This window comes from Cyanobium sp. Alchichica 3B3-8F6 (assembly GCF_024346435.1).
GTDB lineage: Bacteria > Cyanobacteriota > Cyanobacteriia > PCC-6307 > Cyanobiaceae > Cyanobium_A.
Window position 1 is genome coordinate 20,757 of sequence record NZ_JAGQCZ010000009.1, and the last position, 25,409, is coordinate 46,165.

A 25,409-nucleotide genomic window follows, 5' to 3' on the forward strand; every position below is an offset into this window, starting at 1 on the left:
GCGCGATGATCCCTGACCCCTCCCCAGACCTGCTCGCCCGGGCGGCCCAGGTGCGCCGCTGCGCCATGGCCCTGGGCCAGCTCAGCGACGACCAGCGGCGGCAAGCCGTGCTGGTGATGGCCGCTGCCCTTGAACGCAACCGCGACGCCATCCTGGCTGCTAACCAGGCCGATCTCAGCGCCGCTGCTGCTGAGGATCTGGCCCCGGCCCTGGTGGCCCGGCTCAAGCTCGATGGCGCCAAGCTGGATGGGGCCATCACCGGTGTGCGCCAGGTGGCCGAGCTGGCCGATCCGCTCGGGCAGCGCCAGCTGCACACCGAGCTGGATGAAGGTCTGGTGCTGGAGCGGGTAACGGTGCCCCTGGGGGTGCTGGGGGTGATCTTTGAAGCCCGGCCCGATGCGGTGATGCAGATCGCCTCCCTGGCGATCCGCTCTGGCAATGGGGCTCTGCTCAAGGGGGGGCGGGAAGCCAGCCACAGCTGCGCGGCCATCCTCACGGCGCTGCGCCAGGGTTTGGCCGAGAGCCAGGTGGCCCCCGATGCCCTGGAGCTGCTCACCAGCCGGGAGGAGAGCCTGGGTCTGCTGAAGCTCGATGGACTGGTTGACCTGATCATTCCGCGGGGGTCCAACGCCCTGGTGCGCTTCATTCAGGACAACACCCGCATTCCGGTGCTCGGCCACGCCGACGGCATCTGCCACCTGTTTGTGGATCGGGCCGCCGACCTGGATCTGGCCCTGAAGGTGGCGCTGGATTCCAAAACCCAATACCCCGCCGCCTGTAACGCGATCGAAACCCTGCTGGTGGATGCGGCGACCGCCCCGGCGTTTCTGCCCCGGGCAGTGGCGGCCTTTGCCGCCGCCGGCGTGGACTTGCGCGGCGATGCCGCCGCCATGGCACTGGGGGTGAGCCATGCCGCCAGCGACGACGACTGGAGCACGGAGTATTCCGATCTGATCCTGAGCGTGAAGGTGGTGTCCGATCTGGATGCTGCCCTGGATCACATCGCCCGGCACGGCTCGCGCCACACCGATGCCATCTGCACCCGGGATGCCGCCACGGCCGATCGCTTCCTGGCCGCGGTCAACAGCGCCGGGGTGTACCTCAATTGCTCCACTCGCTTTGCCGATGGTTTCCGCTACGGCTTCGGCGCCGAGGTGGGCATCTCCACCCAGACCCTGCCGCCCCGGGGGCCGGTGGGTCTGGAGGGTCTGGTCACCTACCGCTACCGCCTGCGCGGCGAGGGCCACATCGCCGCCGACTACGCCAGTGGCGCGCGCCAGTTCAGCCATCGCAGCCTGCCGTTGTGAACGACGCGGTGGGCGGCGATCGCATCTGGGTGCGCGGCTTGCGCCTCTGGGCCCACGTGGGGGTGCTGGATGTGGAGCGCGCCGAGGGCCAGTGGTTCGAGCTGGATCTCGAGCTGGCGGTCGATCTGGCCAGGGCCGGCGGCAGCGATGCCCTCGGCGACACCCTCGACTACAGCCAGCTGATCACGGCCCTGCAGTGCCAGGCCCGAGCGATCTGCTGCCAAACCCTCGAGAATTACAGCGAGCGGATTCTGGATCTGGCTGAGGAGCTCTATGGGCCGGTGCCAATCCGCCTGGAGCTGCGCAAATGCCACGCTCCGGTGCCGGGCTTTGGCGGCGTTGTGGCGGTGGAGCGTCGCCGACGCTGGCTCATGGCACCTGAATTGTGAATCCACCGCGATGGTGGAAATCGGCCTCGGCGGCTGGATGGTGCAGGGCCCAGTAGCTCAGGGTTCCATCGCTGCCTTGGATGACGGCCGTGATGCCAACCTCCAGCCCTGGGCGTTCAACTGAGGTGGCCCCAGTTGCACCAGCTGTTTCAAAAGCTGATTCACCAGTTGTTTCACAACCTGTTTCACAAGCTCTTTCAACGCCTTGTCTTTGCACATCGGGGGGCAGTGGGCAGCGCAGCGTCAAGGTCAGCTGCTGCGTCGTGAAGCCTGCCCCATGCTGTTCCACCTGGAAGAGCAGTTGCTGATAGGCCGGTTCGGGCGTCAATCCCTGCCGGTAGCCCTCCAGGCGGTAGACGTTCCAGTGGCCGGCCGGGGACAGGTTGAATTCCCAGTAGCCGTTGGCTCCCTGGCGGGCCAGGAACAGCTCCAGGCAGGTGGTCTGCCAGAGCAGATCGCGCCGCTCCGGCTGGCTGGCGGGAGCGGGGAGGCTCAGCCGGGCCAGATCGCCCTGGAGTTGGTAGGCAATCTCGAGGGTGTCGGCCTCGAGGGTGCCTGCGATGAAGCTGAGGTGGCCGCTGATCGTGAAGCTCTCAGGAAGGCTGGAGCCACCAGGCTCCTTGTCTGGACTGCCGCCGCTAAAGGGGATCAGCCGGAAGGGAGTGCTGGTCATCGCAGCGCGTCGACGATGGCGCGGATCTCAGCTTCCTGGGCTTCGATGCTTTCGGTGAGCCGAAACTGCACCCGGGCGCGATCGAGGTTGTGGCCGGGCCTGCTGGTGCGGAAGTATGCATCGCCCGCCAGGTGGTCGCTGAAGAAACGCAGGCCGAGCTCGAAGCTGATCAGGCGGGCTGCATCGAAAATGTGGTCGAGGTCGGCAGCGCTGAGGCAGGCGCGGGCCGCCCCCAGGTAGCCCTGAAGCACGGCCCGGCAGAGCTCCAGGTCGAAGCACACCCCCTCGCCATCGCCGGCTTCCTCTCCGAGACGATTGCAGGCGGAGCGCAGGCAGTCACCGATGTCGTAGTGCACGAGCCCGGGCTTCACCGTGTCGAGATCCACCAGGCTCACAGCGATCCCCGTGCTGGCGCAGAGCATCACGTTGTTCACCTTGGGATCGCCATGAATGGGCCGTAGCTGCAGCCGCCCGGCCGTTGCTGCGTCCTCCAGCAGCGGGGCAAGCTTGCGGCGCTGCTCCACAAAGGTGCAACACCACTGGCTCCGATCGCAGAGCTGGTGCAACGTGGACTGCAGGGTGGTGTCGTAGGCGGCTAGATAGCCGGGTGTGATGTGGAACCCGGGCAGGGTGTCGGCCAGCTGCTCGGCGGGCAGATCGCTGATCAGGCTGTGGAACAACCCCAGACCCCGCCCAACCTGCCGAGCCTGCTCCGCGGTGGTGATGGCATCCACTGTCACCGCGTCGTTGACGAAGGTGAGCAGCCGCCAGAACTGGTCCCCCCTCTCCATCCAGGGCTCTCCCGTGTGGCGGTTGGGGATCACCTGGGGCACCTCCCAGCGTTGGCCCGCCATCGGCCGCTGTTGGACGTGGTTGCTGAGCACCTGGAGGTTGCCCATCACCAGCTGGGGCTGGGGAAACACGGCCCTGTTGATCCGCTGCAGCACAAAGCGATCGCCTCCGGCGGTGTCCACCCGGTAGGTGTCGTTGACGTTGCCGTTGCCCAGGGGCGCAATCGCGGTGACGGGCCCGGGCAGGGCAAAGGCCTCGGCGATGGCCACCAGCTCCGGGGCGGCAGCAGCCATCAGGCGGCCACCAGCCCGGAGTGGCGGATCAGGGCCTCACTGCTGGGTTGGCGGCCGCGGAAAGCCTCGAACACCTCCGCTGGAGGGAGGCTGCCGCCCAGGCTGAGCACGGTGTCGCGGAAGCGGCGGCCGGTGGCCACGATCTCTTCTTCCTGCTCGAGCCCCACCTCTTCAAAGGCGCTGAAGGCGTCGGCGCTGAGCACCTCGGCCCACTTGTAGGAGTAGTACCCGGCCGAATAGCCGCCAGCAAAGATGTGGCTGAAGGCGCAGAGAAAGGCGTCTTCGGGGATGGGTTCGAGCACTGTGGTGGTGCGGGCGAGGTCGAGGCGCAGCTGCTCCGGGCTCTGGCCGCAAGCCGGCGTCCACTGGCTATGCAGGCGCAGGTCGGTGAGGGCGAAGTGCACCTGCCGCAGGGTGGCGCTGCCACCCATGAAGGTGCGCGCCGCCAGCAGCTTCTGATAGTCCGATTCCGGCAGGGGTTCACCGGTTTGCCAATGGCGGGCCATGCCCATCAGGGTGGCTCGGTCGTAGCACCAGTTCTCCATGAACTGGCTCGGCAGCTCCACCGCATCCCATTCCACGTTGTTGATTCCGGCGGCCTGCGGGCGCTCCACGGTGGTGAGCATGTGCTGGAGCCCATGGCCAAACTCGTGGAAGAGGGTTTCCACCTCGTCGAAGGTCATCAGGCTGGGGGTGTCGCCCACCGGCGGGCTCTGGTTGCAGATCAGGTAGGCCACGGGCAGCACCGCTTCGCCGGCATGGGTGCGGGCGCGACCGAGGCACTCATCCATCCAGGCACCACCGCGCTTGCTGCCGGGGCGGCTGTAGGGATCGAGGTAAAAGCCTGCCAGGGCTTGGCCGCTGGCCCCATCGAGCACGCGGAAATAGCGCACATCGCTGTGCCAGACGGGCGCCTCGCCATCGGCGGCAACGATGCGGATGTCGAACAGGCGCTGGCAGAGGCCGAACAGCCCCTGCAGCACCTGCTCCAGGGAGAACCAGGGCCGCAGGGCTTCGCAATCGAGGTCGAAGCTCTCTTGCCGCAACACTTCAGCCCAGTAGCTCACATCCCAGGGTTTGAGTGCCGCGGCCTCGTCGGCGCCATGGCGGGCGGCGCAGGCGGCAAGGGCCTCCAGCTCCTGCTGGGTGGCGGGATAGGCGGCGGCTCGCAGGTCGTCGAGCAACACTTCCACCTCCGCCACTGAGCCGGCCATCTTCGAGGCGAGGCTCACCTCGGCCCAGTTGGCATAGCCCAGGCGCTGGGCCTGCTCCAGCTTCAGCTGCAGGATCTGCTCGATCAGGGGATGGTTGTCGAGCTCGCCCGTGGAGGCCCGGCTCACCTGGGCGCGGTACACCTGCTCGCGCAGGTCGCGGCGCTGGCTGTATTTGAGGAATGGCACCACCCGGGGCATGTCGAGTCCAAGCCGCCAGCCGCTCTCGCCAGCATCCCGGGCGGCCTGGGCCAGCAGCTCCCGCAAACTCGCCGGCAAGCCGGCCAGGTCGGCCTCACTGGTGAGGGTGAGACTCCAGCCATTGGTGGCATCGAGCACGTGGTTGCTGAAGGTGGTGGCCAGCTCGGCCTGCCGGGCGCTGGCGGCATTGAAGGCCTCCTGCTCCGCTCCCTCCAGCCCGACCCCGCGCAGGCGCATGTCGCGCAGCTCGGCCTCCAGGATGCGGCGCTGGGTGCCATCGAGGTTGGCGGCGTTTTGCTGCAGGGCTTCGAGGGCGCGGTAGATCGGCCGCGACTGGCCGGCGCGGTTGCCGAATTGCACCACGGCGCCCTGCTGCTGCTGGTGGGCCGTCCGCAATTCGGGGGTGTTGCAGACGCCATTGAGATGGCTCACCACCCCCCAGCTCCAGCGCAGGCGCTCGCCGAGATGGTGCAGGGGATCCATCAGCTCGTCCCAGGCGAGCGGAGTGGCCTCGGCCAGCCTCTGCTCCAGCTTGGTTTCCAGGGCCGTGAGTTCACTGTTGAGGGCATCAAGCAGGGCGGGGATGCCCTGCTCCACCTGCTCCGGTGTGATCGCCTCAAACTGGGGCAGACCCTGGCCAGCCAGCAGTGGCAGCGAAGCGCTCACGGTCATGGGTGCGATCGGAAGTGCCTCCATTTCACCCGATTGGAGCGGGGTGGCGTGGTTCAGCCCAGGGCGGTCAACCGGCCCACGGCGAGCAGGGCGGTGGAGCTGAGCTGCTCGGCCAGGGCATTGGTGGACGCCTCATAGACATCGATCGCCAGCCGGGGCCAGAAGCCAATGGCCAGGGTCGGCACCAGCAAGGTCAGACCGATCAGCAGTTCGCGCGGGCGCATGTCGCCCACCATGGCCAGTGCCGGAATCCTGGGGCCAAAAAACACGCGGCGGCAGAGGCTGAGCAGGTAGATGGGCGTCAGCACAAGGCCGATGGCCGCCAGCACGATCGTGATCACGCGGAAGCCGATGGTGAAACCGTCGTTCGCCGTCACGCCGAGAAACACCGTGATCTCACTGACAAAGCCGCTCATGCCAGGCAGGGCCAGTGAGGCGAGGGAGCTGGCCAGGAAGAAGGCGAAGGTGATCGGTAGAGCTTTGGCCAGGCCCCCCATGTTGGGGATCGACAGGGTTTCGGTGCGCTCGTAGAACACACCGGTGACAAAGAACATGGCGGCGGCGATCAGGCCATGGCTGATCATCTGCAGCATGGCGCCACTGAGGCCGAGGGCATCGATCGCGCCGATTCCCACCAGCACGAAGCCCATGTGGCTCACCGAGCTGCAGGCGATACGGCGCTTGACGTTGTCTTGAGCGAAGGCGTTCAGCGCCCCGTAAATGATGTTGACGATGCCCAGCACGATCAGGGCTGGCGCTAGCTGCAGGTGGATCTCCGGCAGCATCTGCACGTTGAAGCGCAGCAGGGCATAACCGCCCATCTTGAGCAGCACCCCCGCCAGCAGCATCGACACCGGCGCGTTGGCTTCGCCGTGGGCATCGGGCAGCCAGGTGTGCAGCGGGAACATCGGCAATTTCACGCCGAAGCCCACCAGGAAGCCCAGATAGCAGAGCAGGCCGAAGGTGCCTCCAGGGGACCGGGTGGAGAGCTCCGAGAGGTTGAAGGTGAAGGTGTCGCCAGAGAGGGCGAGGGCCAGGCCGCTGAGCAAGATCAGCAGGGAAGCTGTGGCGGTGTAGAGGATGAACTTGGTGGCCGCGTATTGGCGTTGCTTGCCGCCCCAGATGGCGATCAGCAGGTAAACGGGTACCAGCTCCAGTTCCCAGGCGAGGAAGAAGAGCAGGAAGTCTTGGGAGAGAAACACCAGGCCCTGGGCCGAGGCCTGCACCAGCATCAAACCGAAGTAGAGCCGGGTTTTGCGCTGGATGTTCCAGCTGGCCGCAACCGAGAGCAGCGTGACCACGCCAGAGAGGAGCACCAGAGGAGCGGAGAGGCCATCGGCTGCCAGGGACCACTCCAAGCCAAGGGCTGGCACCCAGCTGACCCGCTCCACCAGTTGCAGGCCACTGTCGGAGCCGTCGTAATGCTGGCTGAAGCAAACCAGCATAAGAGCCAAGTCGACCCCCAGGGCCCCCAGGGCCAGGGTGCGCGGCCATTTCGGATCGCTGCCATCTCCTGGCAGCAGGGGCATCAACAGGGCGACCGCCGCCGGGAGCAGCACGATCAGGCTTAACCAAGGAAACGCGCTGTCCTCGGTGGGCAGGGCAAGGCTGGACGCGGCGAGCAGGGGCAGGTTGGCGTCCATCACGGCCCGGTTGCAGATCTGGTAATTCCCAGGGCAGGACCGAGATCGGACCCTGTTGGAATCGGCGATGAATCTATCAGTCGCCCCAGGGGAGTTGAGTAAAAATACTTAGATCGCTGGATTCAGCTGGGGGCTCCGGCCGGTTGATCGGGCAGCGCTTCCCAGCGGCTTCCCTCCTGCTGGAGTGGCAACACCTCGGAGCGCGATTCCACGCCGGCCTGGTGCCAGGCCCGCACCATTGCCGTGCTCACCGCTTCGGCCACGGGCTTGGGGCAGAGGGCCAGCAGGCTGGGGCCGGCGCCGCTGATCACGCAGCCCCAGGCGCCAGCGGCCAGAGCCGCTTCTCGCACGGCCTTGCCGCCATGGATCAGACCCCAGCGGTAAGGCTCATGCAAGCGGTCGTGCATGCCATCGGTGATCAGGTCGCCGTTGCCGGTGCGCAGCCCCTGCAGCAGCAGCGTCAGCGATCCCAGGTTGATCACCGCATCACCCACCGGAATCGACTTGGGCATGGCACGGCGGGCTTCGCTGGTGGTGAGCCGGATGGCGGGGATCGCCACCACGGCCTGCACCTCCGGCGACCACTCGCAACGCACCACCCGCCAACGGTGGGAAGCGGCTTTGGCGGTCATGCACAGCCCGCCCACCAGGGAGGGCACCACGTTGTCGGGATGGCCTTCGATGTCGATGGCCAGTTCCAGCAGCTTCTCGCGGCTGAGGGGCTCGCCCACCAGGGCGTTGGCGCCGATCAGGCCAGCCACAATCGCCGTGGCGCTGCTGCCCAGGCCACGGGCCGGTGGCACGGCCAAGCGCACCCGGGCCTCGAGGGCTACCGGCTCCTCACCGGCTTCCTTCCACACCCGTTGGGCGGAGCGATACACCAGGTTGTCGGGGCCCCCGCGCAGGTGGGCGCCCTCGCTGCCTTCGATGATCAGATCGAAGCGCTCACTGCCACCCTCGATGCAGCGCATCTGGAAAACGTTGTCTAGATCAAGAGCCGCTCCGAGGCAGTCAAAGCCAGGGCCCACATTGGCTGTGGTGGCGGGAACGTGAACCACAACCCCTTGGCCGACCCGGGGGCGCACCATGCAACAACGTCTGCTCGACCCAGTGTCTCAGGCCGCCCAATCTCAGGCCACCAGCATGCGCGCTCGGCAGGCGGCGCTGAACTGGCCGATCGCGGCATCGAGTACGGCGGTGATCGGCATGTCGGCCAGCACGGCGGCGAGGCGTCCCTTGCGCAGAAAGGCCTCCGTGAAACCGGGCGACTGGAGGGCCGCCAGCAGTTTTGCGGCGGTACCGCCGGCCAGCCACACCCCGCCGCGGCTCAGGCCGGCCAGGGCGAGATCGCCGCAGACGCTGCCGTAACAGCTGATCCAGAGCGCCAGGGCTTCGCCCGCCAGGGCATCGCCCCGGGCGGCGGCTGCGGCCACTGCCGCTGGTAAGGCGTCTCCATCCACCAAGGCGCTGAGGGGATGGCCGGCGTCCGGGTGGCGACTGGCCAGCAACCAGCGCGCCACCTCGCCGAGCCCCGTGCCACTCACCACCCGCTCAATCGACACCCGCTCCAGACCGCGTGCAGCGGCCAGCCATTGCTTGAGCTCCCACTCCGCCTGGCTGCGGGGGGCAAATTCGCCATGGGCGGCTTCGCTGGCCATGGCAACCAGGCCTGAGGGCGTGGGCACCCCGTAGGCCACCCCCAGGCCCGTTCCCGCCCCCAACACCAGCAGTGGCGCTTCGGGCCGAGGTCGCCCCGGACGGATCGGGGCCTGCTGGTGCTCGGCGAGGTGGGGCAGCCCGTAAATCAGAACAGCGAAATCATTGACCAACGCGACCTGGCCGATCCCGGTTGCGCTCGCCAGCCGTGCCTCGTCCAGCTGCCAGCTGAGGTTGGTGAGCTGGGCTTGCCCCCCCTCCACCGGCCCGGCCACCGCCAGGCAGGCCGCTGCCGGGGGCTGGTGGGATCCGGCAGCCAGGAAGGCACGCACCATGGGCGCTAGATCGTCCCAGTCGGCCGATGAATAGCGCTCGCTGCCCAGCAGGCTCAGGTTGCCTTTCTCCCCCAGCGCGTAGAGCGCCAAGAGGGTTTTGGTGCCACCGATGTCGCCGGCCAGCAGGGTGGTCATGGCTGTGCGCTGAGCCCCAGCCCTGCGGCGCGGTGGGCATTGGCACCCGTCGCGGCCGCGAGCAGATCGGCCACGGACGCGCTGCCTAGATCCCCATCGCGGCGGCTGCGCAGGCTCACCTGGCCGCTTTCGGCCTCTTTGGCGCCGATCACAGCCAGCACAGGGATCTTCATCTGCTCGCCGTTGCGGATCAGCTTGCCAAGGCGATCGCCGGAGTGGTCGATCCTGGCGCGCACGCCCGCGGCGTTGAGCTGGCCGAGGAGCTCCTCGGCGTAGGGCATCACCTCATCGGTGACCGGCAGCAGCCTGATCTGCTCGGGGGCCAGCCAGAAGGGGAAATCGCCGGCGTAGTTCTCGGTCATGATCCCGAAGAACCGCTCCAGCGAGCCGAAGATGGCGCGGTGGATCATGATCGGGCGCTGGCGCGTGCCATCGGCGGCCACGTACTCCAATGCGAAGCGCTCCGGCAGGTTGAAGTCGAGCTGGATCGTGGAGCACTGCCACATCCGGCCGATGGCGTCTTCGATTTTGAGGTCGATCTTGGGGCCGTAGAAGGCGCCGCCGCCCTCGTCGATCTTGTAGGCCCAGCCCTTGCGGTTCAGCGCTTCGATCAGGCCCTGGGTGGCCAGTTCCCACACGGCGTCCTCGCCGATCGATTTCTCCGGCCGGGTGGAGAGGTTGATCTCGTAATTGCGGAAATCGAAGGTGCTGAGGATCTGCTCGGTGAGATCGAGGATGCGCAGGATCTCATCGCTGATCTGCTCCGGCAGGCAGAACACGTGGGCGTCGTCCTGGGTGAAACCGCGCACCCGCATCAGCCCGTGCATCACGCCGGGGCGTTCGTAGCGATACACGGTGCCCAGCTCGGCCCAGCGGATCGGCAGCTCCCGGTAGCTGCGCAGGGTGCTGGCGTAGGTGAGCACGTGGAACGGGCAGTTCATCGGCTTGAGCTGGTATTGGCGCTCATCCACCTGCATCGGGCCAAACATGCTCTCGGCGTAGAAGTCGAGGTGGCCGGAGGTCTTCCAGAGGCTGATGTCGGCCACGTGGGGCGTGTACAGAAGCTCGTAGCCCGCTTTGAAGTGCAGATCCCGCCAGAGGTCTTCGATCAGCAGGCGCATGCGGGCACCGCGCGGATGCCAGAACACCAGGCCAGCGCCGGCCTCATCCTCGATCGAAAACAGGTCCAGATCGGTGCCCAGGCGCCGATGGTCGCGGCGTAGGGCTTCCTCCTTGCGGCGCTTGTGTTCGGCCAGCTGCTCAGGGGTTTCCCAGGCGGTGCCGTAGATGCGTTGCAGCTGGGCCTTGGTTTCATCGCCGCGCCAGTAGGCGCCCGCCACACTTTCGAGCTCAAAGGCCTTGGCGTTCAGTTCGCTGGTGTTGGCCACGTGGGGGCCGGCGCAGAGGTCCCACCACTCCTCGCCGAGGGTGTAGAGGCTGATGGGCTCCTGGATGCCCGCGAGGATTTCGAGTTTGTAGGGCTCGTTCTGGGCCTGGATCCGGCTCTCGGCCTCGGCCCGACTCACCTCGATCCGCTCGAGCGGCAGCTTCTTGTTGATGATCCGGATCATCTCCTTCTTGATCGCCTTGAGGTCGGCCTCGGTGAAGGGATCAGGGCTGTCGAAGTCGTAGTAGAAGCCGCTCTCGGTCCAGGGGCCGATGGTCACCTGGGCCTTCGGGAAGAGCTTCTGCACCGCCATGGCCATCACGTGGCTCATCGAGTGGCGGATGCGAAGCAACCGCTCGCTCTCGCTGGTTTTGGGCAGGGCGATCGGTGCGGGCTCGGCGCTGCTGGTGGTCACGGGCACGGGCACAGATCGCGCGTCGATCAAGGGCGAGGGACGATCCTACGCAGCGCTCCTAGGCTGAATCGATGGGTTCCTCCTCTCCCCCTCCAGCCCCGGAATCATCTGGGGCACTGCTTGATCAGCTGCTGGGTTCCCTGCTGGGCGACTTCAGCACCTGGTTTGAGCGCGGGCTGGTGCTGCTCGACCACTGCCCCGAAACGGTGATGCCTGAGGAGCAGCAACATGAGCTGCGGGCCCGGCTGGAGCTGGCCCGTAAAGAGCTCTCAGCTGCCAGCAGCCTGCGCCAGGCTGCCCCGATCCCGATGGCCCTGGAGATGGAGACCCTGGCGCCTTGGCACAAGCTGGTGCTTACGGTGTGGAACCTGTCGGCCAGCCTGCGGATGCAGGGCGTGCCCCTGCCGGAGATGGAGTGGCCCGCCGGATTGCCCCTGCCAGGGGCGCCTGGATCCAGATTCTCTGAGGAGCCGTCGCAGTAGAGATGCGGAGCTCGCGACGGCTGCTCAGCGCGGAGCAACGCAACCTGGCCCTGGCCTATGGCCTCTGGGCCATCGGTTGCCTGGGTGTGTGCGGCGTGCACCGCTTTTACAACCGCAAGCCCCTCAGCGGTGTCCTCTGGCTGCTCACCTTCGGCTTCTGCTTTGTGGGTCAGCTGGTGGATCTCTGGCTGATGCCGGAGTTGGTGCAGCAGGCCAATGCGTCCCTGCTGCTGCGGGGCGGTCCGCCATCGGTGGAGCGCCAGCTGGTGCAATTGGCCCGCCGCAGCGGTGAAGCCGGTTTCACCCTCAACGATGCCCTCCTGGAGATGGACCTGCCTCTGGGCGTGGAGAGTCGCGAGGTGCGTGAGGAAATCGAACGCTTGCTGCACGCCCAGCTGCTCGATGTCGCCAACGACCCGCGGGGGCGGGTGATTTACCGGGAGCCGTGAGCATGCGCCGCCCCACGCTGGTGCGCGCCGCCGGGATCGCGGCTGCCACCACGGTGCTCGCACTGGCGACCAGGGCCGGCGACGGCCGCGCCCTGCCTCTGGGGCTGTGGCGTTGCCCGGTGCGTCAGCTCACTGGAATTCCCTGCCCCACCTGCTATCTGACGCGGTCGGTGCTCGCCACCCTGCAGGGCGACCTGGCTCAGGCGCTGCATTGGCATGCCTTCGGGCCGCTGCTTGTGGCGCTGACGGTGGGTCTGGGCGTCTGGGTGGCTTTCGGCGGCCGTTTGTCTCGGCGCCCACTGCTCCAGGGAGCCGTCGTGTTGGCGGCGCTGGCGGTTGGCTACTGGTTGCTGCGGCTCTGGGGCTGGAGCCATGGCCAGCCTTTGCCGCCTTGACATGGCTGTCGGTTTTCGGCTCAAACCAGCAGCGAGGGGTAGATAAGTGGGACGCAGCGTGCGACGAGCGCTTGCGTCCCACTGAGTCTCAGTTGAATGAATGGGGGCGGGGATGCCAGCAAGCCATGGTTCAGGTGCAGCTCAGCTGCGCGGCAGAAAACCCAGGGCCTGGCGGACCCGCTCCAGGGTTTCGTTGGCCACCGCAGCTGCCTTGGCCTCCCCCTCCCGCAACACGGCTGCCACGGCACCGCTGTCCTGGCGCCACTGCGTGTAGCGCTCCTGCAACGGGCGCAGCGCTTCAACGGTGGCTTCCGCCAGCAGCGGCTTGAAGCTGCCCCAGCCCATGGCGGCGCACTCCTGGGTGGCCTGATCGCGGGTCTTGCCAGCCATCAGGGCGTAGAGGCCCAGCAGGTTGTCCGCTTCTGGTCGCTCGGGATTGCCAAACTCCAAACCCATGGTGGGGTCGGTTTTGGCCCGTTTGATCTTCTTGGTGATCAGCTCGGGAGGATCGAGCAGGCTGATCCGTGATCCCTCGTTGGGATCGCTCTTGCTCATCTTGGCGCTGCCATCGGTGAGGCTCATCACCCTGGCCCCCTCGCGCAGGATCAGGGGTTCGGGCACTTTGAGCACCGGGATCGGCTCGCCACTGGGGTCCCGCGGAGCAAAACGGGCGTTGATGCGCTGTTGGGCGATGTCGCGGGCCAGCTCCAGGTGCTGCTTCTGGTCTTCGCCCACCGGCACCAGATCGGCGTCGTACAGCAGGATGTCGGCGGCCATGAGCACCGGGTAATCCAGCAGCCCCACCGACACCTGATCGCCCTGTTTGATTGCCTTCTCCTTGAACTGGATCATCCGCTCCAGCCAGTTGAGCGGGGTGACGCAGTTCAGCAGCCAGGCCAGCTCGCAATGGGCGGCGACGTGGCTCTGCACGAACACCGTGGCGCGCTGGGGGTCAATGCCACAGGCCAAATACAGGGCTGCGGTCGTGAGGGTGTCCTCCGCCAGCCGTGCCGGGTCGTGGGGCACCGTGATCGCGTGCAGGTCGACCACGCAGAAGTAGGTGTCGTGGCTGTCCTGCAGGTCCACCCAGTTGCGGATGGCCCCCAGCCAGTTGCCGAGGTGCAAGGCCCCGGTGGGCTGGACCCCGGACAGAACCCTCGGCCGTGGCATGGGTCTCAGCTCTCGGTGCTGGTGTCGCCAGATGCGCTGACGGGTGCGTCCTCGGCAGCTTCGACGGCCGCATCAACCACGGCTTCGGCGTCGGTTTCGGCGACAGCTTCAACCACCTCGGGCGCCGGGGCCGGCGGTTTGCTGGGCCGGGCAAAGGGATCGATCCGGGGGGCGCGATCCTGACGGTCGCCACGCACTTCACCCGATCCGGGTCGGCGGTCGCCGCGGGGACGATCACCACGGGCGCCTTCGCCACGAGGCCCATCGCCACGGTTGCCTGCCTGGGCCCGTTGTTGGGCCACGAGCTCATCGAGTTGGCCGTCTTCAAGCAGTTGGGCCACGGTGCGGATCGCCAGGCCAAGGGCCGCCACCGTGGAGCGCAGGCCAAAGCTGTCTTGGATCGCCCTGGCAGCGCGCATTTCGTTGTCGCTCAGCCGGATGCGGAATCCGCCGGGTTCCCGGTTTCCGGGCGGGCGGCCCCCACTGGGACGTCCCCCCCGGTCGTCGCGGGGTTGGGAAGAGGTGGTGTCGTCGGCCATGGCCGCAGCCTTTGCAGTCAGGCGCAAGTGTGCCGCATCGGCTGGCCCAGGGGGGCTAGCCAGTGCAAGCTGTGGGCCTCCCGTTGACCGCCGCGGGCGAGCACGATCAACGGCAGGGCCCGCGTCACACCGGGCTCGCACTGACGCCGGTAGGTCTCCAGGAATTGCAGATAGCTCTGCAGAGTCCAACCGTGGTTGCCCCGGTCCTGGTGGTTCCAAAAGCGGCGCAGGGCGTCCTGGCAGGCCGGCTGGCCGAATTCCTGCCAGCAGCGCACCTGGGCAGACCAGGCCGGTTGGCCGGCGGCGATCCAGGCGCGGTAGCGCACCAGCTCGGGGGCTTCGCCGCTGGCATCCGGTGGCAGCACCGTGGCCAGCTGTTCCACAGGCACCCGTTGCAGCCGCAGCCAGCAGCGCTCGAGCAGGGCAACCGGCAAGGATCCGCACCAGCCCTGGGCAGCCTGGAGCTCAGCGCTCCAGGTTTCCACCAGCACCCGCTGCCGCAAGGTCAGCGCCTCGAGCAGCTCAGCCATGGGTCCCCTTGAAGGTGATCGCCGCACTGGCGTATTCACGCGGTTCAAGGTGAATGGTGCAGCGCACCCTGCCGAACTGGTCCTGCAGGTGCTCCTCCACCAGCTCTGTGATCCGGTGGGCCGTGGCCAGGTCCGTCGCATCCACCACCATGTGCATGTCGATGAACACCTGCTGGCCCAAGACACCCCGGCTGGCGATGTCATGGCAGTTGAGCACCCCGGGCACGTTCATGGCCACCTGGTGGATGGCTTCAGGGGCGATGGCGATCTGGTCCACCAACTGGGGCAGGTTGGCGCGCAGCACCCTCCAGCACACCCGCACCAGCAGCAGGCAGAGGGGGATGGCCAGGGCGACATCCAGCCAGTTGAGCTTCAGCCAGACCGCCCCACTCAGACCCACCAGCACCACAACAGTGGTCCAGATGTCACTGCTGGTGTGGGTCGCATCGGCTGTCAGCAGGGCGCTGCCAAGCCGCCGGCCTTCCTCGCGCTCATAGCTGGCCAACAGGATGTTGAAACCCAGCACCAGCAGCAACACCACCAGCTCCTGGCCCTCCAGCCGCAGGGGCTGAAACCCACCCCGCAGGCGCTCGACGGCGGTTTGGAGAATTTCAAAAGCGGTGAACAGGATGAAGGCCGCAATCGCCAGCGCTCCGATGGCCTCGTACTTGTGGTGGCCGTAAGGATGGTCGCGGTCGGGTTCGGGATCCGACAGGCTGTTGGTCAGCAGACCAAGCAGGCTGGAGAAACCGTCGGTGGCGCTGTGCATCGCATCAGCAAGAATCGCCAGCGATCCTGTGAACAGGCCGAGCACAACTTTCAACAGCGTCATGCTGACGTTGACCACCAAGGCCACCAGCAGCACGCGTTGTACCTGCTGGCGGTGGTCCTGCTGGGCCGCCGGCTGCCGTTGCATCCTGTCGCGGTTGTCGCTCAACCCTGGAGCCGCCAAGACACGCACTCAACTTAGTGACTTTTGGCGGAGGCGCCGCGTTCCAAGCTGAGCTAGAGATGCACCAATTCCAATTCGTCCAGCGCCGTTGCCCCCGCCGGTGATCCTCCCCGAGCTTGCTGGCCTGACTGCGGCCCGCCAGGCCGTTCCCGCTCCCTTGAGGCCCTGGCTCCCGGCGATTGGCCTGGGGCTGGGTGGCTGGGTGGCTACCGATGTCCTGCTGCGGCTCAGCCATCTGCCCCTTTCGCCTGGATTCACCCTGGCGGGGCTGGCTCTGGGGGCTTGGTGGCTGCGACGCCCCCGCCCGATTGGACCCCCTGCCACCGATGTTCCAGGCTGGCTGGAACGGCTGGAGCAGCTGCAGCTTCAGTTTGCCCAGCTGGAGGAAGAGGGGGCTGAGGCGCACCAGCTGCGGGCAACCCAGCTGGCCGCGTTGCGGGAAGAGTTGGCACGGCCGGGCCTGATGTTGGCCCTGGTGGGCACCCAGCCCCCGGGGGCGGAGCTTCAGCCTGCGCTGGTGGAGGCCCTGCGCGGGCCCGAAACCTTGCTGCTGCATTGGGCCCATCCGCTGCCCGCCTGGAGTGCGGCCTGGTCGTGGCCGCCGCTGTTTGAGGCCTGTGATGGCTTGATCCATCACCTGCGCACGCCCCTCTCCGCCGCCGATCTGCGCTGGCTGGAAGCCCTGCCTAGCGGCCAGCCGGCCTGGTTGTTGGTGGATCGCAGCAACCAGACCCAGGAGCCGCTGGCCGCCGAGCTGGAATCTCAGCTGGGGCCTGAATTGGCCCAGCGCCTGTTGTTCTGGGATGGACAACCCCAGAGCCTGGCGGCGAGCCTCGCTCCCTTGGCGCGGCAGCTGGCCAGCACCGCCCCGGCCCTGCGTCGGGACCGCCAGCTGCGCAGGTTGCAGCAGCTCCATGGCCGCTGGCAGAGCGATCTGGAGCGGCTGCGCCGCCAGCATTTTCTGCCGCTGCAGCGCCGCACCCAGTGGCTGGTGGCTGCCGGTGTGGTGGCGGCCCCCCTGCCGAGCCTCGATCTGTTGGTGCTGGCGGTGGCCAACGGGTTGATGCTGCGGGACATGGCCCGCATCTGGAACTGCCCCTGGACCCTGGAGCAGTTGCAGGCGGCTGCCACCGAACTGGCCAAGGCCTCTCTAGCCCTCGGGGTGGTCGAGTGGAGCAGCCAGGCCCTGGCCGGGGTGGTCAAGTGGCACGGCGCCACCTGGTTGGTGGGTGGGGCGATGCAGGCCCTCAGTGCCGCCTACCTCACCCGGGTGGTGGCCCGTGCCATGGCCGACATGCTCGCCCTTTCCGTTGGCGTGCCGGAACCGGATCTGGCCGCCATCCAACGCCAGGCGCCCCTGCTGGTGTCCCGAGCTGCGGAGGCGGAAAAGCTCGATTGGGCAGCGTTCCTTGAGCAGGCACGCCAGTGGTTGCGCAGCCAGTCGGCCGCGGGTCTGCCCGCCCCTGGGGTATGACGCCCTTGCTCGAGATGGATCAGCGGGTGGTGTTTGCCTTCTCGCTCACCCTGGCGGCAGGATTGTGCACGGGGCTCGGCAGCCTGCTGGGGCTGGTGTCGCGGCGGTTCAGCCCCAGGGTGCTCACCCTGTCGCTGAGCTTCTCTGCCGGTGTGATGATCTACGTCTCCTTCGTGGAGATCTTTCCCAAGGCCCGGGAGTCGTTGGCGCTGGGACTGGGGCCGGCCGCGGGTTACGCCGCCACCGTGCTGGCTTTTTTCGCCGGCATGTTGCTGATTGCCCTGATCGACAACGCCCTGCCCTCCCACAATCTGGCTCTCACGGATGGGGATCAGTCCGGCGTGAAGTCGCAAACCCTTTTGCGCACGGGTTTGTTTTCGGCGCTGGCGATTGCCATTCACAACTTTCCAGAGGGTCTGGCCACCTTTGTGGGGGCCCTCTCCAGCCCACGCCTGGGGATTGGCATCGCCATTGCCATCGCCATCCACAACATTCCGGAGGGGCTGGCGATCTCCGCGCCCGTGTATTTCGCCACCGGCAGCCGTCGCAAGGCCTTCTGGGTGTCGTTTGCGTCGGGCCTGGCGGAGCCGATTGGCGCCGTGGTGGGGTACCTGTTTTTGCGCCCCTACCTCGGCAACACCGTGATGGGTCTGGTGTTCGCCAGTGTGGCCGGGCTGATGGTCTACATCTGCCTCGATGAGCTGCTGCCGGCCGCCCAGCGCACTGGTGCCCACCATCACCTGATGATTGCGGGAGTGACGGCGGGGATGGTGGTGATGAGCATCTCTCTGGTGTTGCTGGCCTGAGGTGAACGCCCTTCCTGCCGATCGCACCGCCCAGCAGCGCTGGCCCTGGTGGCCCCTGCTGCCGCTCTACCCCTACGGCCTCCGCCGCACCGTGGTGCGTGAGCTGATTCCCGAACAGGTCTGGAGTCTGGAGCAGCTGCAGGGGGTGTTCTACGTGGCGGTGCCGATCCGCATGACGGTGGTGCGGTTGCGCGCCGGGCTGATGCTCTACGCCCCGCTGCCGCCCACCGGTGAGGTGCGCGGGGCCCTGGCCGAGCTGGAAGCTCGCTATGGGCCGGTGCTCACGATCGTGCTGCCCACCAGCTCGGGCCTGGAGCACAAGTTGCCCCTGCCAGCCCTGGCGCGGGCCTTCCCGGCGGCGCAGGTGTGGGTGACCCCGCGGCAATGGAGCTTTCCCGTGCAGCTGCCCCTGAGCTGGCTGGGCTTTCCAGCCCAGCGCACTCGGGTGCTGTTTGAGCAGGGGCTGCCCCACACCGATGAACTGCGCTGGATCCCCCTGGGTCCGCTGGATCTGGGCCTGGGCACCTTCATGGAAGCGGCTTGCCTGCATTGCGCCAGCGGCAGCCTGCTGGTTACCGATGCCCTGGTGGCGATCAGCGCCGAGCCGCCCGAGCTGTTTGCCGCCGATCCCAGCCCCCTGCTCTTCCACGCCCGGGAGCGGGGTGACGACCCCCTGCTCGATACCCCTGAGCAACGCCGTCGCGGTTGGCAGCGCCTGGTGCTGTTTGCCTCCTACCTGCGCCCAGAGCCGTTGCAGGTGCCCGGCTGGCGGGAGCTGCTCTCCGGGCTGCTGGCCCCGGGCGTGCGGGAGAGCCGCGCCTATTTCGGGCTTTACCCCTTCCGCTGGCAGCAACACTGGCAGCAGGAATTCCGGCGGTTGGTGCCGGGCGAGGGCTCGGCCCTACTGGTGGCGCCGGTGCTGGAGCGGTTGGTGTTCCCGCGCTGCCAGGCGGCTCTACTGGGCTGGATCCGGGCGTTGGCGGCTCATCCGGAGCTGCGCTGGCTGGTGCCGGCTCACTACGACGCGCCTGTCCCCTGCAGTCCTGAACGGCTCATGGCCCTGGCCGATGCGCTCGAGGGGCGTCCCTGGGCCCCGGACAACGGCAGCTGGGCCTATCTCGCTGGTATCGATCGCGCGTTGTTGCAGCTTGGGCTGGTGCCCAACCAACCGCTGCAACCCGAAGTGATGGAGCCAAGCCCGACGGAGTCGGATCGTTCGGAATCAGATCGTTCGCAATCAGACGAGGAGCGGCTCAGAGCCTGAGTTCACCAGGATCGGCGTCCAGCTCCGAATCCAGATCGCCACAGCCCAGCAAGCTGGTGTCAAGCTCCATGCGCTGCTCCATCTGGCGCAGGAAGTAACCGGTCATCATGGCGGAGGCCAGCAGGCCAGCCAGGTTGTCGCGGTTGGTTTGGATCTTCACTTCAAACTGCTCGCCGGGAAGCATGCCCAGCAGGCCTTGCACGTTGTGGCGAATGATGTCCTGAATGTCGCCGCTGGCCGAGCGCGCCACCCGTTGCAGCACATCCGGAGATTGCTCCTGGAGGTACTGGATCAGCGAGTTGCCGCTGATCGCTTCGTTGTCGGTGGTCAGGAACTCCGGGTTGAACATCGCCGGTGTGCGCTGCGTCCGAATTGCACCCTACCCCAGCTCTCCCGCTGCACCAGGGGGGTGGCCCAGGAGGGAGAACCGTAACCAGCCGAATCGGTTGAGCGGCCAGTAGCGCAGCACCGCCGTGCCGATCACCGCCGCTCGGGGCAGGGGGCCCCACAGGTGGGAATCCAGGCTGGCGTTGCGGTTGTCGCCCAGCACCAGCAGGTGATCCGGCGGCACCGTCAAGGGCTCCAGGTGGTAGTTCATCGGTTCGGCCGACCAATCCATCGGGGCTGGAGCACCGTTGCGCCAGAGCACCCCCTCGCGCACCTCCACCCGGTCGCCGGCTTCGGCCACCACCCGCTTGATCAGGGCGGCATTGGGGTCGTAGCCCGCCTCGAGCAGGGCCGGCGGCGGGTGGAAGACCACCACGGAGCCAATGGGCACGGGGCGATGCAGGCGGGCCCGCAGCTTCTCCACCAACACCCGGTCCTGCAGTTGCAGCGTCGGCAGCATCGAGCCGGAGGGGATCCAGCGGGGTTCCAGCACCGCCCAGCGCAGCACCAGAGCCAGCACCACCCAGGCCAGCACAGGCAAAACCTGACGGCGCAGGGCCTGCAACAGGCCGTTGGTGCTGCTGGAATTGCTGGGGGGCGTTGGGGCCAAGGGCGCAAGGGAGGATGGTTGCCCCATCCTGTATGGCCCCGGCTTGGAGTTGGCCCGTCGCAATCTGGAGGTGGCGCTACTGCTGCTCAGGACCCTGATGGCGCGGGGGCTCAGCCATGCCGTGCTTTGCCCCGGCAGCCGCTCCGGCGCCCTGGCCATGGCGGCAGGGGTGCTGGAGGGCCGCGGGCTGATCCTCCACACCGCTGTGGATGAGCGCTCCGCAGCCTTTTTTGCTCTGGGCCTTGGCCGGGCCTCGGGCCGGGCGGCTGCGGTGATCACCACCTCGGGCACGGCCGTCGCCAACCTGCTGCCGGCGGCGGTGGAAGCCGACTACGGCACCATTCCGCTGCTGCTGATCACGGCGGATCGGCCCGATCGCCTCAAGGGCTGCGGCGCTAACCAGACCGTCAATCAGGAGTGCTTCCTGGCGGCGAGTGTGCGCTGGCTAGGGCAGGGGGATGGCTCTGGCCTTGCCGCCATGGCCGATGGCGCGATCATCCAGTTGGCGGAAGCTGCCCTGCTGGCGACGGCGGCGACGGGCCAGCCGCCTGGGCCCGTGCACCTCAATCTTCCCTTCGAGGAGCCCCTCCACGCCGATGGACTCGCCTTGCTGGAGGCAGCTGATGGCTTGGAATGGCCCGAGTGCATTGGGCCCGAGTCGCGAGCGCCGGCGCCAGCTCCCCCACGCCCAGCTGGGGGGATGCCGCGCCCCGATCCGGATCGTCCCGGTGTGGTGGTGGCTGGGCCCTGGCGCGGCCTGCCCCAGCATTGGGATGCCCATGTGGAGGCGCTGCGCCGCTGGCAACGGCGCACGGGTTGGCCGGTGCTGGCCGATGGTCTGAGCGGTCTGCGCGGCCTGGCGGAGCTCGATCTGGTGGCCGGTTACGACCTGCTGCTGGATGGCTCGGATGTCAGCCTCCAGGCTCCTCAGGTGTTGCGCCTGGGGCCTCTGCCAGCGAGCCGCCGCTTGCAGCGCTGGCTCGCCGGCCTGGACGCGCAGCACTGGCTGGTGAGTGAGAGCGATCCGCGCGGACTCGATCCCCTGGGCACGGGCTGCCATCAGAGCGCAGCGGGCTTAGCGGCCTGGGTCGCCGGCTGGCCCCACGCCACCTGGCGGGGGCAGCCCAGCTCCGTGGCCCTGCAGCTGGCGGCGGCCTGGCGGCAGCGGGAGGACGCCCTGCAGGTGATGTTGAGCACGGTCCTGCCCCCCGGCAGCCCGGGGGAGCCGGCGCTGGCGCGTGCACTGGGGACTCTGCTGCCGGCGGGTCTGCCGCTCGTGATCGCCAACAGCAGTCCGGTGCGCGACTGGGAAAGTTTTGGCGACCCGGCGGCCCCAGCCAGGCCGGTTTACGGCTTCCGGGGCGCCTCTGGCATCGACGGCACCTTGTCGATCGCCTGCGGGGTGGCGGAAGCCTTGGGCCAGGCGGTGCTGCTCACTGGGGATCTGGCCCTGCTGCACGACAGCCATGGCTGGCTGTGGCGCCAGCAGCTTCACGGCCGCCTCACCGTGATCCTGATCAACAACGATGGCGGCGGCATCTTCGAGCAGCTGCCGATCCGCACCACGCCAGCCCAGGCCCTCGATTTTGAGCGGCTGTTCGCCATGCCCCAGCCGTTGGATCCCTTGGAGTTGGCGGCGGTCCATGGGGTGCCGGGGCGCAGGGTCCAGGCCGCTTCTGACTGGGAGCTCCAGCTGGCCTGGGCCCTGCAGCAGCCGTTGGCGCTGTTGGAGTGGGTTAGTGATCGGCGCGTCGATGCGGGCCGGCGGCAGGAGCTGCGCAGAATGGCCGCCGTTCCCGAGCTGCAGCCGTGACGGCCTCCTCCATCCCCTCGGCACCGGTGGCCTGGCAACCCGCAGGCTCCTACGAGGACATCCTGTTTGACCTCTGTGAGGAGGGCATCGCCCGCATCACGATCAACCGGCCCCACAAGCGCAACGCCTTCCGGCCGCGCACCGTGCAGGAGCTATGCGATGCCTTTTCGCGGGTTCGCGACAATCCCCGCGTCGGTGTGGTGCTGTTCACCGGGGCTGGCCCCGCCCCCGACGGCGGTTGGGCGTTCTGTGCCGGCGGCGACCAGAGCGTGCGCGGCGAGGGGGGTTACGTCGATGAGTCGGGTCTGCCCCGGCTCAACGTGCTCGATCTGCAGCGGCTGATCCGCAGCCTGCCCAAGGTGGTGATCGCCCTGGTGGCTGGTTACGCCATCGGCGGCGGGCAGGTGCTGCATCTGCTCTGCGACCTGAGCCTGGCTGCCGAGAACGCCGTGTTTGGCCAGACCGGGCCCCGCGTGGGCAGCTTCGACGGGGGCTTTGGCGCGGGGTATCTGGCCCGGGTGGTGGGCCAGCGCAAGGCCCGTGAGATCTGGTTCCTCTGCCGCCAGTACGGCGCCCAGCAGGCCCTGGAGATGGGCCTGGTGAATGCGGTTGTGCCCCTGGCGGAGCTGGAGGCGGAGGGGGTGCGCTGGGCGTTGGAAGTGCTCCAGCACAGCCCCACGGCGATTCGCTGTCTCAAGGCCGCCTTCAATGCCGAAACCGATGGCTTGGCCGGTATTCAGGAGCTGGCCGGCCAGGCCACCCACCTCTTCTACCGAACGGCAGAGGGCCAGGAGGGCCGCAATGCCTTCATGGAGAGGCGCTCTCCCGATTTTTCTGACGCTCCCTGGTTACCTTGAGGACCAGGGGCTCGTCAGGGCGAGGGATAGACGTTGGCGATGGGGTGGCGGCGATGGGGTGGTGGCGATGGGGTGGTGGCGATGCGGTTGCTAGGCAAGGCCCTTGGGTTTGGGCTCCTGATGGTGACGGCTGGCATGCCTGGCCGGGCTGCCCCCGACCCTCCGGCTGCCGCGATCAGCTCCCCGGCTGCCGTGATCAGCTCCCCGCCTGCCGCTGCTGATCGCTATCTCGTGCTGGATCGACGTCAGCGCCGCTTGACGGTTTTTGAGGGGGGGCAGGAACGGCGCCGCTTTCCGGTGGGGGTTGGCCGCCCCGGCTGGGAGACTCCCGTTGGCCAGTTTTCGGTGATTGAACTGGCGGTGGATCCCACCTGGGAGCACCCCGCCACCGGTCGCCGCATCCCGCCGGGCCCTGCCAATCCTTTGGGCAGCCGCTGGATCGGCTTCCATCGCGATTGCAACGGCCGCGTTGGTTTCAACGGCACGGAGCACCTGGTGGTGAAGGGCTGCGTCAGTGCAGGCTTCCATGGCACCCCCCAGCGCGACAGCGTCGGCCGGGCCGTGTCCCACGGCTGCGTGCGCCTGCTGGATGAACATGTGCGCGAGTTGTTCGAGCTGGTGCAACTCGGCACCCCCGTGATGGTGCTGCCTTAGCGGCGCCCGTAGAGTTGCGCCCACCTCGGTGCACCAGGTATGCGGATCTTGTTTGCGGCGGCCGAATGCGCGCCGATGATCAAGGTTGGCGGCATGGGAGACGTCGTTGGATCGTTGCCGCCGGCCCTTGCTGCCCTGGGCCACGACGTGCGCATCATCCTGCCGGGATACGGAAAGCTGTGGTCGAAGCTGCAGGTGTCGCCCGAGCCGATCTGGCGCGGCCACACGATGGGCAACGACTTCGCTGTTTTTGAGGCGCGCCACCCCACCAATGGCCTCACCCTGTATCTGGTGGGCCATCCGGTGTTTGATCCGGAGCGCATCTACGGCGGAGAAGACGAGGACTGGCGCTTCACATTCTTTGCCAGTGCTACTGCCGAATTTTGCTGGCATCACTGGAAGCCCCAGGTGCTGCATTGCCATGACTGGCACACCGGCATGTTGCCGGTCTGGATGCATCAGGATCCGGAGATCAGCACCGTGTTCACCATCCACAACCTGAAATACCAGGGGCCGTGGCGCTGGAAACTCGATCGCATCACCTGGTGTCCCTGGTACATGCAGGGGGACCACACGATGGCGGCGGCGCTGCTCTACGCCGATCGCGTCAATGCGGTGTCGCCCACCTATGCCATGGAGATTCGAACGCCCCAGTACGGCGAGCATCTCGATGGTCTGCTGAATTTCATCAGCGGCAAGCTGCGCGGCATCGTCAACGGCATCGACACTGAAGACTGGAATCCGGCCGTTGATGCCACCCTGCCGGCTCGGTTCTCGGCCACCGATCTGGCCCCCCGGCCTGTCAACAAACAGGCCCTGCAGGAGCGTTTCGGGCTGGCGGTGAATCCCCGTTCCTACCTGCTGGGGATGGTGAGCCGACTGGTGGATCAGAAGGGCGTTGATTTGCTGCTGCAGGTGGCCGATCGGGTGCTGGCCTACACCGACAGCCAGATCGTGGTGCTGGGCACGGGCGATCGCACCTATGAAAGTGGGCTGTGGCAGATGGCGTCGCGCCATCCCGGTCGCTTCGCCGTGTTCCTTACCTACGACGATGCCCTCTCCCGGCTGATTTACGCCGGCAGCGACGCCTTCCTGATGCCGAGCCGCTTTGAGCCCTGCGGCATCAGCCAGATGTTGGCCATGCGTTATGGCTCGATCCCGGTGGTGCGCATGGTGGGCGGTCTGGTCGACACCGTGCCCCCCAACGATCCGCTGGCTGGTAGCGGCACCGGCTACGGCTTCGACCGTTACGAGCCGATCGACTTCTACACCGCGATCGTGCGCTCCTGGGAGGCCTACCGCAACCAGGCCAGCTGGCAGGACCTGCAGCGCAGGGCCATGGCCGTGGATTTCAGTTGGGCCCGCTCGGCCCTGGCCTATGACGCCATGTACCGCGATGTCTCTGGGGTCAAGGAACCAACGCCCGAGGCGTCCGATGTGGAGCGCTTCTCCCAGGGTCAGGATGCCGACCCCAGCCGCCGCGGCCTGGCGTCGCTGCTGAAGCGCCGTTGAATCCTCTCCGGTGACGCCCCCCCGTGACGCCCCCCGTGACGCGCCCCTAGACGCCGCAAGCCCTGCGACGGACTCTGCGCCCTATCCAGCTCCTTACGAGGAGCCATGGGGGCGCCTGGCGGGCGATCTGGGTGCCGTGGTGGCTAGTTCGGGCTTGAAGCTGCGCGAGCTCTGGCGTCGCAATCGGGAGGGGGATCTCTCGGTGCCGGGGTTCTGGCCCGTCTCCTTGGCCCCCCTGTTCTGGCCGCTGCTAGTGGCCCTGGGCCTGGCCCTTGTGTTGGCGCTGATCCTGCGTTTTGCGCCCGGTCAGCACCACGCTGCGTCAGGCGTTCAACAACCTGTTCAACAACCTGTTCAAGAACAAGGTCAACAACAGGTCCCATCAGCCCTGTCACAACCTGTTTCC

General features: G+C 67.4%; 25 protein-coding genes. 12 read left to right on the forward strand and 13 right to left on the reverse strand.

All coding sequences use genetic code 11. The features are described 5' to 3' along the window. Positions 1–5: 5 nt before the first annotated feature. Positions 6–1,307 (forward strand): glutamate-5-semialdehyde dehydrogenase, encoded by a 1,302-nt coding sequence (locus KBY65_RS08735; RefSeq protein ID WP_255001337.1) that lies wholly within the window; start codon positions 6–8, stop codon positions 1,305–1,307. Continuing rightward, positions 1,304–1,696, forward strand: a complete 393-nt coding sequence (locus tag KBY65_RS08740; RefSeq protein WP_233128452.1) for a dihydroneopterin aldolase — start codon at positions 1,304–1,306, stop codon at positions 1,694–1,696. Before KBY65_RS08735 ends, KBY65_RS08740 begins: the two co-directional genes overlap by 4 nt. Here KBY65_RS08740 and KBY65_RS08745 read toward each other — a convergent pair. The 7 genes from KBY65_RS08745 to thrS form a co-directional block, all read right to left on the reverse strand. After that, entirely contained in the window at positions 1,677–2,369 is a 693-nt protein-coding gene (locus KBY65_RS08745; RefSeq protein ID WP_254987250.1) for a DOMON-like domain-containing protein, read from the reverse strand. The two genes, KBY65_RS08740 and KBY65_RS08745, sit on opposite strands and share 20 nt — an antisense overlap. Beyond that, complete coding sequence (locus tag KBY65_RS08750) at positions 2,366–3,454, reverse strand: phosphotransferase enzyme family protein (RefSeq protein ID WP_255001338.1); 1,089 nt, start codon at positions 3,452–3,454, stop codon at positions 2,366–2,368. Before KBY65_RS08750 ends, KBY65_RS08745 begins: the two co-directional genes overlap by 4 nt. Further along, positions 3,454–5,538 (reverse strand): M3 family metallopeptidase, encoded by a 2,085-nt coding sequence (locus KBY65_RS08755; protein WP_255001339.1) that lies wholly within the window; start codon positions 5,536–5,538, stop codon positions 3,454–3,456. The genes KBY65_RS08750 and KBY65_RS08755 overlap by 1 nt, the downstream gene beginning before the upstream one ends. Positions 5,539–5,591: 53 nt before the next feature. Continuing rightward, entirely contained in the window at positions 5,592–7,181 is a 1,590-nt protein-coding gene (locus tag KBY65_RS08760; protein ID WP_254987253.1) for an NAD(P)H-quinone oxidoreductase subunit 4, read from the reverse strand. 122 nt (positions 7,182–7,303) lie between these two features. Beyond that, on the reverse strand, positions 7,304–8,269 hold the full coding sequence (thrB, locus tag KBY65_RS08765; protein ID WP_094559504.1) for a homoserine kinase: 966 nt from the start codon (positions 8,267–8,269) through the stop codon (positions 7,304–7,306). A gap of 42 nt (positions 8,270–8,311) precedes the next feature. Further along, a complete protein-coding gene (gene glk, locus KBY65_RS08770) occupies positions 8,312–9,307 on the reverse strand; it encodes a glucokinase (protein WP_255001340.1) in 996 nt (331 codons plus the stop codon). After that, positions 9,304–11,025, reverse strand: a complete 1,722-nt coding sequence (gene thrS / locus KBY65_RS08775; protein ID WP_255001390.1) for a threonine--tRNA ligase — start codon at positions 11,023–11,025, stop codon at positions 9,304–9,306. Before thrS ends, glk begins: the two co-directional genes overlap by 4 nt. Before the next feature lie 155 nt (positions 11,026–11,180). Between thrS and KBY65_RS08780 the strand changes: the two genes are divergently transcribed. Genes KBY65_RS08780 through KBY65_RS08790 form a run of 3 tightly spaced genes read left to right on the forward strand, consistent with a single transcriptional unit; the run spans position 11,181 to position 12,435 of the window. Further along, on the forward strand, positions 11,181–11,591 hold the full coding sequence (locus KBY65_RS08780; RefSeq protein WP_094559507.1) for a DUF2605 family protein: 411 nt from the start codon (positions 11,181–11,183) through the stop codon (positions 11,589–11,591). Positions 11,592–11,593: 2 nt separating this feature from the next. Continuing rightward, positions 11,594–12,040 carry a TM2 domain-containing protein gene (locus KBY65_RS08785; protein ID WP_254987257.1) on the forward strand — a complete coding sequence of 149 codons (447 nt, stop codon included), beginning with the start codon at positions 11,594–11,596 and terminating at the stop codon, positions 12,038–12,040. 2 nt (positions 12,041–12,042) lie between these two features. Then, positions 12,043–12,435 carry a DUF2752 domain-containing protein gene (locus tag KBY65_RS08790; protein WP_094559509.1) on the forward strand — a complete coding sequence of 131 codons (393 nt, stop codon included), beginning with the start codon at positions 12,043–12,045 and terminating at the stop codon, positions 12,433–12,435. 141 nt (positions 12,436–12,576) lie between these two features. On the opposite strand, the gene trpS is transcribed toward KBY65_RS08790, so the two are convergent. From trpS to KBY65_RS08810, 4 genes are read right to left on the reverse strand one after another with little or no spacing between them, the layout of a single operon-like run. Further along, the gene (trpS, locus tag KBY65_RS08795) at positions 12,577–13,605 is read right to left on the reverse strand and encodes a tryptophan--tRNA ligase (RefSeq protein WP_094559510.1); all 1,029 of its coding nucleotides are present in this window, start codon (positions 13,603–13,605) and stop codon (positions 12,577–12,579) included. A 5-nt stretch (positions 13,606–13,610) separates the two neighbouring features. Further along, positions 13,611–14,144: a hypothetical protein gene (locus KBY65_RS08800; RefSeq protein WP_094559635.1), complete on the reverse strand. Its 534-nt coding sequence runs from the start codon at positions 14,142–14,144 to the stop codon at positions 13,611–13,613. Between the two features lie 17 nt (positions 14,145–14,161). Further along, positions 14,162–14,674, reverse strand: a complete 513-nt coding sequence (locus tag KBY65_RS08805) for a hypothetical protein (protein WP_198953833.1) — start codon at positions 14,672–14,674, stop codon at positions 14,162–14,164. After that, positions 14,667–15,590, reverse strand: a complete 924-nt coding sequence (locus KBY65_RS08810; protein WP_255001391.1) for a cation diffusion facilitator family transporter — start codon at positions 15,588–15,590, stop codon at positions 14,667–14,669. The genes KBY65_RS08805 and KBY65_RS08810 overlap by 8 nt, the downstream gene beginning before the upstream one ends. A 193-nt stretch (positions 15,591–15,783) precedes the next feature. Here KBY65_RS08810 and KBY65_RS08815 point away from each other — a divergent pair, with 193 nt between their 5' ends. The 3 genes from KBY65_RS08815 to KBY65_RS08825 are packed head-to-tail and all read left to right on the forward strand — an operon-like array spanning position 15,784 to position 19,170. Next, entirely contained in the window at positions 15,784–17,100 is a 1,317-nt protein-coding gene (locus KBY65_RS08815) for a YcjF family protein (protein WP_094559636.1), read from the forward strand. After that, positions 17,097–17,906 carry a zinc transporter ZupT gene (gene zupT, locus KBY65_RS08820; RefSeq protein ID WP_198953834.1) on the forward strand — a complete coding sequence of 270 codons (810 nt, stop codon included), beginning with the start codon at positions 17,097–17,099 and terminating at the stop codon, positions 17,904–17,906. The genes KBY65_RS08815 and zupT overlap by 4 nt, the downstream gene beginning before the upstream one ends. A 1-nt stretch (position 17,907) precedes the next feature. Next, positions 17,908–19,170: a DUF4336 domain-containing protein gene (locus KBY65_RS08825; protein ID WP_255001342.1), complete on the forward strand. Its 1,263-nt coding sequence runs from the start codon at positions 17,908–17,910 to the stop codon at positions 19,168–19,170. On the opposite strand, the gene KBY65_RS08830 is transcribed toward KBY65_RS08825, so the two are convergent. Together KBY65_RS08830 and lepB are read right to left on the reverse strand one after the other, a co-directional pair. Then, positions 19,160–19,519: a DUF760 domain-containing protein gene (locus KBY65_RS08830; protein WP_094559513.1), complete on the reverse strand. Its 360-nt coding sequence runs from the start codon at positions 19,517–19,519 to the stop codon at positions 19,160–19,162. The genes KBY65_RS08825 and KBY65_RS08830 overlap by 11 nt on opposite strands. A 30-nt stretch (positions 19,520–19,549) precedes the next feature. Beyond that, a complete protein-coding gene (gene lepB, locus KBY65_RS08835; RefSeq protein WP_233128454.1) occupies positions 19,550–20,167 on the reverse strand; it encodes a signal peptidase I in 618 nt (205 codons plus the stop codon). A 49-nt stretch (positions 20,168–20,216) separates the two neighbouring features. Here lepB and menD point away from each other — a divergent pair, with 49 nt between their 5' ends. The 4 genes from menD to glgA are packed head-to-tail and all read left to right on the forward strand — an operon-like array spanning position 20,217 to position 25,003. After that, a complete protein-coding gene (menD, locus tag KBY65_RS08840; RefSeq protein ID WP_255001343.1) occupies positions 20,217–21,980 on the forward strand; it encodes a 2-succinyl-5-enolpyruvyl-6-hydroxy-3-cyclohexene-1-carboxylic-acid synthase in 1,764 nt (587 codons plus the stop codon). Then, on the forward strand, positions 21,977–22,837 hold the full coding sequence (gene menB / locus KBY65_RS08845; protein ID WP_255001344.1) for a 1,4-dihydroxy-2-naphthoyl-CoA synthase: 861 nt from the start codon (positions 21,977–21,979) through the stop codon (positions 22,835–22,837). The genes menD and menB overlap by 4 nt, the downstream gene beginning before the upstream one ends. A gap of 39 nt (positions 22,838–22,876) precedes the next feature. Then, positions 22,877–23,491, forward strand: a complete 615-nt coding sequence (locus KBY65_RS08850) for a L,D-transpeptidase (protein WP_255001345.1) — start codon at positions 22,877–22,879, stop codon at positions 23,489–23,491. Between the two features lie 39 nt (positions 23,492–23,530). After that, a complete protein-coding gene (glgA, locus tag KBY65_RS08855; protein WP_094559517.1) occupies positions 23,531–25,003 on the forward strand; it encodes a glycogen synthase GlgA in 1,473 nt (490 codons plus the stop codon). Positions 25,004–25,409: the final 406 nt, after the last annotated feature.